The following is an 11,566-nucleotide window of genomic DNA, read 5'->3' as shown; positions in this document are numbered from 1 at the left end:
CCCGTCGTCCCGGCGAGCGCCGGGCACCAGTCGGTAAACCCCTCGGCCGCACTGGTTTCCGGCGTTCGCCGGGCCGACGGGTGCACCTCCGCCGATCAGTCGGCGGCCGTTCGCCTTTCGACGCGCTCAGTGGTCGCGGCGGCGTGTTACCGCGGCTGCGACCGCGCCACCGGCCGCACCCAGCGCCAAGGCCGTCGGCACGCCGATCTTCGCGGCCTTGCGGCCGGTGCGGAAATCGCGGATCTCCCAGCCCCGGTTCTTGGCCACCTCGCGCAGGTCCGAATCCGGGTTGATCGCCACCGCGGTGCCGACCAGCGACAGCATCGGCACGTCGTTGTGACTGTCCGAGTACGCGGTACAACGCTTGAGGTTCAACCCTTCTCGGATCGCCAGCGTGCGCACCGCGTGCGCCTTGCCGAGTCCGTGCAGGATGTCGCCGACCAGCCGGCCGGTGAATTTGCCGTCCACGCTTTCGGCCACCGTGCCGAGCGCGCCGGTGAGCCCGAGCCGCTTGGCGATCACCTGCGCCAGCTCCACCGGCGTCGCGGTGACCAGCCAGACCTGCTGGCCCGCGTCCAAGTGCATCTGCGCGAGAGCCCTTGTGCCCGGCCAGATCTTGTCGGCGATGATCTCGTCGTAGATCTCCTCGCCCAACGCGGCCAACTCGGCGGTGGAGCGTCCGGCGATGAACGCCAACGCCTTCTCCTTGCCGCTGACCATGTCGGAACTGTTCTCCCGCCCGGTAACCCGGAACTTGACCTGCTTCCAGGCGACGTCCACCAGGTCGGCGGTCTTGAAGTACTTGCGCGCGGCCAGACCTCGGGCGAAGTGCACGATCGAGGCGCCCTGCACCATGGTGTTGTCCACGTCGAAGAATGCCGCCGCGGTCAGGTCGCGCGGTACCTCGGGTCCGGTCCTATCCGGCTCTGCGGCCGCCAATTCCGCGTCGTGCAGCGACAATGCGGCGTCCGCGCTGGCCTCGCCCGCCAGGTTGGCCCGCAGCTCTTCCTCGCTGGGACCGAACGGGCTGCGCGGGATGCGCGCAAGCTGATCCTGCAGACCCTGACCGATCGGGCCCAGATTCCACCGTGCCGGAAACTCGCCGAATCGTCCCGCGATGAATCCGGCCCTTGCCACCTTCGATCGTTCCGGCACCAGTACCTCCGCCCGTCGCGCGAACCACGTCCACAGTAACCGGGCCGGGTGACAGTCATCGCAGGACCTGGCAGACCGATTCGGGCGTGGCGAGGGGATTTAATATCCGCCATGACCAATCCCACACATTCGGTGACCCTGTTGACCAGATCCGGCTGTGGCCTGTGCGCCACCGCGCTGGACCAGCTGCGGGTGATCTGCGCCGAGTTCGGCATCGAGCCGGCGACGCTGGATGTCGACGCGGCCGCCGACACCGATCCTGGCCTGCGCGCGGAGTTCGGTGACCGGTTGCCGGTGGTGCTGCTCGACGGCCGTGAGCACAGCTATTTCGACGTCGACGAGGCCAGATTGCGGGCCGACCTGAGACGCTGACCGGTAGCGATGACTGTCCGATTCGGCCGCACCGCTGGTCGCGACGGAAAATGAGGCCAATTTCACCGACTTTGTGAAGGGCTGCACAAGCAGTTACGGTGGTGGCACGCGGACCCGCTTGCCGAGGCTGCGGGCCCACCGCGTAGAGACACCCAGCATTCCGACACTTCGACCATGGCACCGGACCGTCCCGGGTCAGAGGTCCAGCGACGAACACCGAACCCGATCGGGCCGGAACGAGGAGCCGACGACGTGACAGAGCAGCATGAGGCGCCGAGCGGCGTCTCCGGCAGGGCTCTGCAGAAGGACATCCCGCAGGCCACCGTCGCACGGCTGGCGACCTATCTCCGGGTCCTCGCCACATTGACCGACGAGGGTGTTGCCATCGTATCGAGTGAGGAACTCGCTGTCGCGGCGGGTGTCAATTCGGCCAAGTTGCGCAAGGATCTCTCCTTCCTCGGACCCAATGGCGTACGGGGTGTCGGCTATGACGTAGCCAGGCTGCGGGCCAGGATCGAAGATGTGCTCGGCCTGTCGCAGGGACACCGCGTGGTGCTCGTCGGCGCCGGGAATCTCGGCCGGGCCTTGGTCGGCTACGGCGGGTTCCAGCGGCGTGGCTTCACCGTGGTCGGCATCTTCGACAACCATCCCGAGGTGATCGGCCTTCCGGTCGCCGGCCTGGTGGTGCGCGATGTCGCAGGCCTGGCCGAGGCGGTCGCCGCGCTAGAGCCGACCATCGCGGTCATCACCGTTCCCGACGACGCGGCCCAGGACGCCTGCGATCGACTGGTCGCCGCCGGGCTGCAGTCCATTCTGAGCTTCGCGCCCTGCGAGCTGGTCGCGCCCGCCACCGTCGAGGTGCGCCGGGTCGATCTCGCGGTCGAACTGCAGATGCTGTCGTTCGAGCGAGTACGCAACGCGGACAACGCATCCGAGGCGACCACGGCGCCAGCTGTGCCCGAAGTGGCGCGTCCCGTTTCCAGCCGGATCAGCCACCGCGCGCCCACCGCGCACACCTCGGCGGTCCATCAGGCACTCAAGCATTCGGCAGCCGCGCATACGGCGTCCTCGCACACGGCAACGGAGCCAAGCAGCAAGGGATCGGTGGTTCGTCCATGAGTGTTCTTTTGGTCGGGATCTCGCACCGGAGTGCGCCCGTCTCGGTATTGGAGAAGGTGGCCATCACCGATGCCGACCGACCTAAGCTGATCGACCGCATGCTGACCTCCAGCCATGTATCCGAGGCGATGATCGTCTCCACCTGCAATCGCGTCGAGGTCTACGCCGTAGTCGACGCCTTCCACGGCGGCCTGGCCGAGGTCGGCGACCTGCTCACCAAGCATTCCGGGCTGCCGCTGCCCGACCTGACCAAGCACGCCTACGTCCGCTACAGCGAGGCCGCCGCCGAGCATCTGTTCGCGGTGGCCAGCGGGCTGGATTCGATGGTGATCGGCGAGCAGCAGGTGCTCAGCCAGATCCGCGGCGCCTACGCCTCCGCCGACGCCCAGCAGGCGGTCGGCCGGACCCTGCACGAGCTGGCCCAGCACGCACTGCGGGTGGGCAAGCGAGTGCATTCGGAGACCGGCATCGACCGGGCCGGTGCCTCGGTGGTGTCGGTCGCGCTGGATCGGGCCCAGCAGGTGCTGGGGGCGGCAGCGACGGGCCCGGAAGAGGCAGCCTGCGTGACCACGGAGGGCCCCGCTGCCGCTACCCGGGTAAACGGACCGCTGGCGGGACGGACCGCGGTCGTGGTCGGCGCCGGTGCGATGGGCGGCCTTGCCGTTGCCCATCTTTCGCGCGCCGGGATCGGCCGGATCATCGTCGTCAACCGCACCATCGCGCGTGCGAAGCGGCTCGCCGAGACCGCGGGCACGCATGGCGTGGCCGCGACGGCGATGGAACTTTCCCGGCTGACCGAGGCGATGGCGGCGGCCGATGTGGTCGTCACCTGTACCGGCGCGGTCGGCAACGTGGTGACGCTGGCCGACACCCACCGGGCATTGACCGAGCGCGAACGCCGCACCGAATTCGCCACCGCGGAACGGCCGTTGGTGTTCTGCGACCTCGGCCTGCCCCGCGACGTCGAGCACGCCGTCGCCGGACTGCCCGGCGTCACGGTCATCGACATCGAGACATTGCAGCGCGATCCGGCCGCGGGCGCGGCCGCCGACGACACCGCCGCCGCCCGCGCGATCGTGGCCGACGAGCTGGCCAAATACCTGACCGGGCAGCGAATGGCCGAGGTCACGCCGACGGTGGCCGCGCTGCGCCAGCGCGCCGCCGAGGTGGTCGAAGCCGAACTGTTGCGGCTGGATTCGCGGCTGCCGAGGCTGGCCGATCCGGAACGCGACGAGGTGGCCCGCACGGTCCGCCGGGTGGTCGACAAGCTGCTGCACGCGCCGACGGTGCGGGTCAAGCAACTGGCCTCCACCCCGGGTGGCGATAGCTACGCCGAGGCACTGCGCGAGCTGTTCGAGCTGAAGCCCGGTGCGGCGCAAGCGGTCGCGGCGCCGATGGAGATCACCGCGATCGGCGAGCACTCCGGAATATTGCTCACCGACGCCGACATCGCGCTAGCCGACGACTTCACCGCGGGCCACCGCGGCGAGGAGCAGGGGCAGACGGCATGACACTCGTGCAGGAAGAGGACAACGTGACGGCAGGCAGCATCCGCGCGCCGTGGCGGATCGGGACTCGCGGCAGTCTGCTCGCGCTCACCCAGGCGGGCACCATCCGCGACGCCCTGGTCGCCACCGGGCACGAGGCCGAACTGGTGGTCATCAAGACCGCGGGTGACCTTTCGTCCGAGCCGGTCCAGCAGATCGGCGTCGGCGTGTTCACCTCCGCGCTGCGCGACGAGCTGGCCGCCGGAAACATCGACATCGCGGTGCACTCCTACAAGGACCTGCCGACCGCGCAGGACCCGCGCTTCACCATCGCCGCCATTCCGGCCCGCCAGGATCCGCGCGACGCCCTGGTGGCCCGGGACGGACTGGTGCTCGGCGAACTGCCCCCGGGCGCCAAGGTCGGCACCTCCGCCCCGCGCCGCGCGGCGCAGTTGCGTGCGCTCGGCCTCGGCCTGGACATCGTGCCGCTACGCGGCAACCTGGACACTCGCCTGCGCAAGGTCAGCGAGGGCGAGCTCGACGCGGTCGTGGTCGCCCGAGCGGGCCTGGCCAGAATCGACCGGCTCGACGCGGTGACCGAGGCATTGGAGCCGGTGCAGATGCTGCCGGCGCCGGCCCAGGGCGCGCTGGCCGTCGAATGCCGCAGCGACGACGCCGAACTCGTCGAGGTGCTGACCGCGCTGGACGACGCCGCCACCCGCGCGGCGGTCATCGCCGAGCGGTCGCTGCTCGGCGAGCTGGAGGCGGGCTGTACCGCGCCGATCGGTGCGCTCGCCGAAGTGGTCGAGTCGATCGACGAGGACGGACGGATCTTCGACGAGCTCTCGCTGCGCGCCTGCGCCGCCGCCATCGACGGTTCCGACGTATTGCGCGCTTCCGTGGTCGGTGCGCCCGCGAATGCCGCGGAGCTCGGCCGCGCACTGGCCCGCGAGCTGCTCGACATGGGCGCGCGCGAACTGCTCAGTGTTTCCGAACAGCCCAGCGCTTCCGAAGAGCGCGGCGCTCCCGAACCGGATGCCGGTTCGCATACACAGGCGGTGAATCCGCCCGCCTCAGACTTCACCCAACCCAGCCCAATGGAGAACAACCAATGAGCGGTCGAGCTACCAAGAAGCATCCCGGTCGGATCCTTTTCGTCGGATCAGGGCCCGGCGACCCGGCGTTGCTCACCGTGCGCGCCCGCGAGGTGATCGGGCGCGCGACGCTCGCGTTCACCGACCCCGACGTCGACAAGGGCGTGCTAGCCCTGATCGGGTCCGCGGTCGAGCCCGGCCCCGACGGTGAGCGTCCGGTCGACGTGCGACCCGCCCTCGGCGAGCCCGCCGAGGTGGCGAAGACGCTGATCGCCGAGGCTCGCAACGGCCACGACGTGGTCCGCGTCGTCGCCGGTGACCCGTTGACCACCGACTCGGTGATCGCCGAAGTCAACGCGGTGACCCGTTCGCACATGGTGTTCGAGGTGCTGCCCGGCCTGCCCAACGGCTCGGCCGTGCCGAGCTACGCGGGCATCGCGCTCGGTTCCGGGCACACCGAGGCCGACGTGCGCGGCGAGGTCGATTGGGCCGCACTCGCCGCTGCCCCCGGACCGCTTGTGCTGCACGCGACTTCGGGCCACCTGGCCGAAACCGCGAGCGCCCTGGTGGAACACGGCATGGCGCCGCAGACCCCGGTCGCGGTGACCGTGCGCGGCACCACCCGCCAGCAGCGCACCATCGAGGCCACCCTGGCCACGCTGAACAGCGCCGCCTCCGAGCTGGTCGGCCCGCTGGTGGTGACCATCGGCAAGGTGGTCGCCTCGCGTTCGAAGATGTCCTGGTGGGAGTCGCGCGCACTGTACGGCTGGACCGTGCTGGTCCCGCGCACCAAGGACCAGGCGGGCGAGATGAGCGAGCGGCTGGTCATGCACGGCGCCATTCCGATGGAGGTGCCGACCATCGCGGTCGAGCCGCCGCGCAGTCCCGCGCAGATGGAACGCGCGGTCAAGGGTCTGGTCGACGGCCGCTACCAGTGGGTGGTGTTCACCTCCACCAACGCGGTGCGCGCGGTGTGGGAGAAGTTCGCCGAATTCGGTTTGGACGCAAGGGCTTTCTCCGGCGTGAAGATCGCCTGCGTCGGCGAGGCCACGGCGGACAAGGTCCGCTCCTTCGGCATCAACCCGGAGCTGGTGCCGAGCGGGGAACAGTCCTCCGAGGGTCTGCTCGCCGACTTCCCGCCCTACGACGACGTTTTCGACCCGGTGAACCGGGTCCTGCTGCCGCGTGCCGACATTGCCACCGAGACGCTGGCCGAGGGTCTGCGCGACCGCGGCTGGGAAATCGATGACGTCACCGCCTACCGCACCGTGCGCGCCTCGCCGCCGCCCGCGGAGACCCGCGAGATGATCAAGACCGGCGGTTTCGACGCGGTCCTGTTCACCTCGTCCTCCACGGTCCGCAACCTGGTCGGTATCGCGGGCAAACCGCACGCGCGCACCATCGTGGCGTGTATCGGCCCGAAGACCGCCGAAACGGCCATCGAATTCGGCTTGCGCGTCGACGTGCAGCCCGAGGTCGCCCAGGTCGGCCCGCTGGTCGAGGCGCTCGCCGAACACGCGGCCCGGCTGCGCGCCGAGGGCCTGCTGCCCCCGCCGCGGAAGAAGAGCCGCCGCAGCCGTTGAGCCACTGCATCAGTTGAATCACTGCCCGTACCGAACCCGGTACGGGCAGTGTGTTTTTCACTGACCGGGCGTCGATATCGATTGTCCCGCAACGAATCACCTGCCATCGATGTCGTTGCCCGTAGAACTACCGGCATCTCATCTGTTTTGGTCGGCGCTAACTTGACCTGGCGCAGTAGCGCGATCAACAGAGGAAGTTGGTTTCGATGAAACGATCGATTATGCAAGTCGTCACGGCAACAGCCGCCGCCTCGGTCATCGTATTGTCCGGCAGCGCCGCGGCTTCGGCAGCGCCGGGGTTGCCGTTGGAAACCGCGGCACCGTCCGCGGTGAGCACGTCCACTATCGGCACGTCCACGGGTAGCGCGACCGGTTCGGCGAACGCGTTGTCCGCGCTCGGCCGTGGTCTGGCGTGCCTGCTCAAGACCCTGTCCGGTGGAACCGCCCAGGTCTGTACCGTCCAGAGCATGTAGTAACCCGGACCGACGGCTTCCCGTCGCGGGGTTCCGTCGGTCCGGTCTCGGGGTGCGCCCTAGTACCGCTTGCGCATCAGCGTCCGCACCATGTTGCAGGTGGTGTCGGACGGTGGGCGGATGCCGACGACCTCGGCGGTGTGCCGGATGCGCTTGTTGTTGGCGGTACTCGGGTTGTAGACGCCCGAATCCAGCAGCGCGATGGTCAGGCGCATCGCCTTGAGCTTCCGGTTGTGCCGGACGTACCAGGAGCGCGGGCGTCCCGCGGGTAGTGGTTTCTTCTCCAGCGGTGTGTAGGGACGATCGATGAGGACGGTCTTCGTCGCGGGCACAGGCTTCCCTCCCGTTGCGATCGGGGACTCGGCGAATCCCCTCGAACACTTCTTCGATTATACCGCCGGGCACCGACAAAAACCGCTGGCCGCAAGGGTTTTGGCGACCGCGGTCGTCAGATGTCGTGCAGCACTTGCAGCGACTGCGGATGGCCGAGCGCGGCGGCGCGTTCCAGCCAGTGCCTTGCCTCCTGCTGGGCCGGTGACCGGCCGGTGGCGATCGCGGTAGCGGCGCGCAGCACGCCCGGTTCGGTCAGCTCGCCGGTGACCGGATGGACATCCTGCTCGCGCAGGAACAGTGCCAGATGGAACATCGAATCCGGGTCGCCCGCCTCGGCGCCGCGGCGCAGCCAATACTCGCCCTCGGCGTCGTCACCGTGATCGAGATGCAGTGAGCCCAGAATGGCCATGGCGTCGGTGCGACCGCGGCGGATGGCCTCGGTGAGCAGCGCGACGGCGCGGCCGGTGTCGCCGCGCCGGGCCACGTAGAGGCCCAAAGTCCGCATGGCCGTGGCGTTTCCGGCTTCGGCCGCACGCTCGTACCACTCCTCGGCCGCCGTACTGTCACCGCGCCGGTTGGCGACAACGCCCATGTTGCACAACGCCTCCGGCGACCCGGCCTCGGCGGCGGGGCGCAGCCAGCGTTCCGCCTCGTCGATGTTGCCGCGCTCGAGGTGTTGCAAGCCGAGTTGGACGTCCGCGCCAGGACAGCCCGCGGCGACGGCCGTCTCCAGCCAGCGCACCGCCTCGGCGATCCGGCCGTGCGCGCCGAGCAGCACGCCGAGGTCAGCCATGGCGGTGGCGCTGCCGCAATCGGCGGCGCGGCGGAACCAGTGCTCGGTGCCGGCCAGATCGTCGGTGTCCCGCAGCAGGTGTGCGAGCTGTTCCATGGCACCGACATCGCCGCGCTCGGCGATGGCCCGGAGCGTGTCGATCCGGCGTTGCTGCGCGGTGGGCGCCGGGTCGGGCCGAGGGTCGCGGAACAGCTGCAAGCCGATCGGATCCACCGGATGCTCGTCGTCGGGTAGTTCGCCGCGTTCCCGGTCGGCGATGGATTCGTTCCATTCGGCGAAGCGCTCGTCGTCGGGTCCGATGGCGACCATTCCATGGGCGATGGTCCCGTCGGGCTGTTTGCCCTGCCACGGGATCAGCAGTCGCCCGTCGGGCAGCCGACGGGCCCCGAGCGGCGGGGGCGTCATCGGCGCTTGTTCATGCTCATCGCGGACCTTTCAGGCCGGATCGGGGGTGCCATGCCGATAGCCGTTGGCGTCGGCATAGCCGGCGAGTTGAGATTCGTAGCTGCTGAGGCTGTCGAGCAGCCAGGTGTCTCCAGTGTCCTTGACGACCACGATCGGTCCCTTGGTGCCCGGAGCGAGCGCGGGCGGGGTGCCGTCGGCATACCAGGACGTGGTGGACCAGGGGAAGACGAACGCCCAGCCCACATCGGAAACATGCCCCTGCGGCCCGAGCTGGAACGGATCGGCCGGGGTCGCGAACCGCTCGCTGTGCTGGGCGAGCAGGTGGCGGGCGCTGTTGCGCGCGACCCGGATATCCATCGGTCCGGTCGCGGTGTTCGGGAACGGCAGCGTCGCGTCGGGCATCGCCCGCAGTTGCCGCCCCGCGGCGGCCGATACCTGGCACGGCCTGCTCTGCAGGCGCAGGAAGATGGTGTGCGCGGTGTCCGAGAAGCGCAGCTGCACGGTGGCGTCCTCGGTGTGCCCGACCAGATGTCTACCCAGGCTCTGGGCCATTTCCCGCTCGTCCGGTGTCATGCCGAGCTGGTCGAAGGCGCGCCGCGCCACCGTCATCAACTCGGGCTCGGCCAGCTGCCGTGCGATGAACTCGACCCGGAAGATCTGTCCGCTGCCGTCGGCGGCCCGCCACGAGCGCAGCGTCGTCTCCGGTGGTGTGAGTCCACCGGTGAGCACCGGCCACCAGTCCGAAAGCAGTACCGCCACCCACGACTCGAAGTCGGCGGCTCGGGCCAGCGAGATTGCGGTGTGCGGTTCGGTCATGCTGTCCCCCAGGGGGTCTCGCCCTCCTGTCGGAGTATGCGCCATCGGCCCGCATGACAGGTGTGATTTCACGCACCGTTACTGTCCGCGCGGGGTTTCGCGGCTCTCGATCGTGTCGGTTCGACCGTGCTTTCGACGGCAGCGCACTACTGTCGTGCGAAACAGCCCGCGCCACGACCATGGCGCGAGCGCTCCGCCGGATGAAGCGCCGGAAGGCGACGGGTGCTCGCGACAGCTCCCGGTGCCGGGCGTATCGTGCGGTTATGACCGGATTGGACCGCCCGCGGCGGTTGCGCCGCACCCCCGCGCTACGCCGTCTCGTGGCCGAAACCACACTGGAGCCACGGCAATTGGTGTTGCCGATGTTCGTGGCCGACGGCCTGGATGAGCCGCGGGAAATCAGTTCGATGCCGGGAGTCCAGCAGCATTCGCTGGACTCGCTGCGCAAAGCGGCCGTCGAGGCGGTGACGGCGGGCGTCGGCGGCCTGATGCTGTTCGGCGTGCCGCGTCCGGAGGACAAGGACGCCACCGGCAGCCAGGCCAGCGACCCGGACGGCATCCTCAACCGCGGCCTGCGCGCGCTGGCCGACGAGGTGGGTGCGTCGACTGTGATCATGGCCGATACCTGTCTCGATGAATTCACCGATCACGGGCACTGCGGCGTGCTGTCCACCGACGGTTCCGTCGACAACGACGCCACCCTGCACCGCTACGTGGAAATGGCGCTCGCCCAGGCCGCGTCCGGCGCCGACCTGCTCGGCACCAGCGGCATGATGGACGGACAGGTCGGCGCGATCCGCCGCGGCCTCGACGCGGTCGGCCGCACCGACACCGGCATCCTTGCTTACGCCGCCAAGTACGCCTCGGCGTTCTACGGCCCGTTCCGCGAGGCCGTCGGCTCGTCACTGGAGGGCGACCGGCGCAGCTACCAGCAGGACCCGGCGAACCGCCGCGAGGCCATCCGGGAACTCGAGCTGGACCTGGCCGAGGGCGCGGACATCGTGATGGTGAAGCCGGCCATGTCCTACCTCGACATCCTGCGCGATGTCGCCGACCACTCGCCGGTCCCGGTCGCGGCGTACCAGATCTCCGGCGAGTACGCGATGATCACCGCCGCCGCCGAGCGCGGCTGGATCGACCGCCGTGGCGCCATCCTCGAGTCGCTGATGGGGATCCGGCGGGCGGGCGCGGACATCGTGCTCACCTACTGGGCGACCGAGGCCGCACACTGGTTGTCGTGACGAACCTGCCGAGACCGGTCGGCGCCGTGCCACCGCCAGCGCCACCGCCGATGCCGGTAGATGTCGGTACTTCCCGGCAATTGTGGTGGGGCGTGGTCGGATTCGGCGTGGTGCAGCTCGTCGCGTCGGTGATCGCCGCGCTGCCGCAGCGACACAGCTTCGCCAAACAGGTCTTCGAGCAGGCCAGGGCGCAGGACCCACAGGTCACCCTGGCCAGCGCCGAATTGATGGTCACGCTCGTCTACGTCGTAGTGGTGTTCCTCGGGCTGGCCGTCGCCGGACTCGCGCTGCTGATCGTGCACCAATTCGCCCGCGGCAAGCTCTGGGCCCGCACGATGCTGACCATCGTCGGGGCGTGGCTGGTGGTGATCGGGGTCGGCGCACTGTTCGCGTTCAACTCGGTGACCGGGACGGCCTCGCTGGTGGCGGGCGGCGCCGCGATTGTGCAAGCGGTGCTCGCGGGTGGCGCGATTTACCTATCCCACCGGCCGGAGTCCACCGCGTATTTCCAGATGAGCCGACGATGAACGGTTGGCGCCCGAGTTTGTCGGAGAAACGCTGGCATGTATCGTGAGGGTTGTCACAGTGGACATCGGAACCGGTAGTTGTTTGTCAGACGTTGTCTTGCATTACGTGCGGGAATTCGGCAAATGGCTCCGGGGAATCGGAGACATCAATGCGAGTGGTGATCCAAC

General features: G+C 69.2%; 12 protein-coding genes. 7 read left to right on the top strand and 5 right to left on the bottom strand.

What is annotated here, in order from left to right:
- Positions 1 to 126: 126 nt before the first annotated feature.
- Positions 127 to 1,119 carry an HAD family hydrolase gene (locus KV110_RS38030; protein ID WP_393538220.1) on the bottom strand — a complete coding sequence of 331 codons (993 nt, stop codon included), beginning with the start codon at positions 1,117 to 1,119 and terminating at the stop codon, positions 127 to 129.
- 147 nt (positions 1,120 to 1,266) lie between these two features.
- Here KV110_RS38030 and KV110_RS38025 point away from each other — a divergent pair, with 147 nt between their 5' ends.
- The 5 genes from KV110_RS38025 to KV110_RS38005 all read left to right on the top strand — a co-directional run bounded on the left by KV110_RS38025 (position 1,267) and on the right by KV110_RS38005 (position 6,810).
- A complete protein-coding gene (locus KV110_RS38025; protein ID WP_218471939.1) occupies positions 1,267 to 1,527 on the top strand; it encodes a glutaredoxin family protein in 261 nt (86 codons plus the stop codon).
- Between the two features lie 252 nt (positions 1,528 to 1,779).
- Entirely contained in the window at positions 1,780 to 2,646 is an 867-nt protein-coding gene (locus KV110_RS38020; protein WP_218471938.1) for a redox-sensing transcriptional repressor Rex, read from the top strand.
- Positions 2,643 to 4,157 carry a glutamyl-tRNA reductase gene (locus KV110_RS38015; protein WP_218471937.1) on the top strand — a complete coding sequence of 505 codons (1,515 nt, stop codon included), beginning with the start codon at positions 2,643 to 2,645 and terminating at the stop codon, positions 4,155 to 4,157. The genes KV110_RS38020 and KV110_RS38015 overlap by 4 nt, the downstream gene beginning before the upstream one ends.
- Positions 4,154 to 5,248: a hydroxymethylbilane synthase gene (hemC, locus tag KV110_RS38010; RefSeq protein ID WP_218471936.1), complete on the top strand. Its 1,095-nt coding sequence runs from the start codon at positions 4,154 to 4,156 to the stop codon at positions 5,246 to 5,248. The genes KV110_RS38015 and hemC overlap by 4 nt, the downstream gene beginning before the upstream one ends.
- Positions 5,245 to 6,810, top strand: a complete 1,566-nt coding sequence (locus tag KV110_RS38005) for a bifunctional uroporphyrinogen-III C-methyltransferase/uroporphyrinogen-III synthase (protein ID WP_218471935.1) — start codon at positions 5,245 to 5,247, stop codon at positions 6,808 to 6,810. The genes hemC and KV110_RS38005 overlap by 4 nt, the downstream gene beginning before the upstream one ends.
- Before the next feature lie 184 nt (positions 6,811 to 6,994).
- On the opposite strand, the gene KV110_RS38000 is transcribed toward KV110_RS38005, so the two are convergent.
- The 4 genes from KV110_RS38000 to KV110_RS37985 form a co-directional block, all read right to left on the bottom strand.
- Positions 6,995 to 7,279, bottom strand: coding sequence for a hypothetical protein (locus tag KV110_RS38000; protein WP_218471934.1), 285 nt, complete (start codon positions 7,277 to 7,279; stop codon positions 6,995 to 6,997).
- Positions 7,280 to 7,342: 63 nt separating this feature from the next.
- Positions 7,343 to 7,615, bottom strand: a complete 273-nt coding sequence (locus KV110_RS37995; RefSeq protein ID WP_218471933.1) for a hypothetical protein — start codon at positions 7,613 to 7,615, stop codon at positions 7,343 to 7,345.
- 116 nt (positions 7,616 to 7,731) lie between these two features.
- Positions 7,732 to 8,814 carry a tetratricopeptide repeat protein gene (locus KV110_RS37990; protein WP_218471932.1) on the bottom strand — a complete coding sequence of 361 codons (1,083 nt, stop codon included), beginning with the start codon at positions 8,812 to 8,814 and terminating at the stop codon, positions 7,732 to 7,734.
- A 30-nt stretch (positions 8,815 to 8,844) separates the two neighbouring features.
- Positions 8,845 to 9,630 (bottom strand): hypothetical protein, encoded by a 786-nt coding sequence (locus KV110_RS37985; protein ID WP_218471931.1) that lies wholly within the window; start codon positions 9,628 to 9,630, stop codon positions 8,845 to 8,847.
- A 263-nt stretch (positions 9,631 to 9,893) separates the two neighbouring features.
- Between KV110_RS37985 and hemB the strand changes: the two genes are divergently transcribed.
- Together hemB and KV110_RS37975 are read left to right on the top strand one after the other, a co-directional pair.
- On the top strand, positions 9,894 to 10,871 hold the full coding sequence (gene hemB / locus KV110_RS37980) for a porphobilinogen synthase (protein ID WP_218471930.1): 978 nt from the start codon (positions 9,894 to 9,896) through the stop codon (positions 10,869 to 10,871).
- Positions 10,868 to 11,398: a hypothetical protein gene (locus KV110_RS37975; RefSeq protein WP_218471929.1), complete on the top strand. Its 531-nt coding sequence runs from the start codon at positions 10,868 to 10,870 to the stop codon at positions 11,396 to 11,398. The genes hemB and KV110_RS37975 overlap by 4 nt, the downstream gene beginning before the upstream one ends.
- Positions 11,399 to 11,566 lie beyond the last annotated feature (168 nt).

It is taken from the genome of Nocardia iowensis (genome assembly GCF_019222765.1).
GTDB lineage: Bacteria > Actinomycetota > Actinomycetes > Mycobacteriales > Mycobacteriaceae > Nocardia > Nocardia iowensis.
Note: the sequence above shows the minus strand (reverse complement) of the source record. Positions and strands in the feature narration are given on the sequence as shown.

Excerpts from the sequence above, each read along its gene's own strand:
- hemC (WP_218471936.1), top strand. The coding sequence starts at position 4,154 with ATGACACTCGTGCAGGAAGAGGACAACGTGACGGCAGGCAGCATCCGC.
- KV110_RS38015 (WP_218471937.1), top strand. The coding sequence starts at position 2,643 with ATGAGTGTTCTTTTGGTCGGGATCTCGCACCGGAGTGCGCCCGTCTCG.
- KV110_RS37990 (WP_218471932.1), bottom strand. The coding sequence starts at position 8,814 with ATGACGCCCCCGCCGCTCGGGGCCCGTCGGCTGCCCGACGGGCGACTG.
- hemB (WP_218471930.1), top strand. The coding sequence starts at position 9,894 with ATGACCGGATTGGACCGCCCGCGGCGGTTGCGCCGCACCCCCGCGCTA.
- KV110_RS38005 (WP_218471935.1), top strand. The coding sequence starts at position 5,245 with ATGAGCGGTCGAGCTACCAAGAAGCATCCCGGTCGGATCCTTTTCGTC.
- KV110_RS38025 (WP_218471939.1), top strand. The coding sequence starts at position 1,267 with ATGACCAATCCCACACATTCGGTGACCCTGTTGACCAGATCCGGCTGT.
- KV110_RS38000 (WP_218471934.1), bottom strand. The coding sequence starts at position 7,279 with ATGCTCTGGACGGTACAGACCTGGGCGGTTCCACCGGACAGGGTCTTG.
- KV110_RS37985 (WP_218471931.1), bottom strand. The coding sequence starts at position 9,630 with ATGACCGAACCGCACACCGCAATCTCGCTGGCCCGAGCCGCCGACTTC.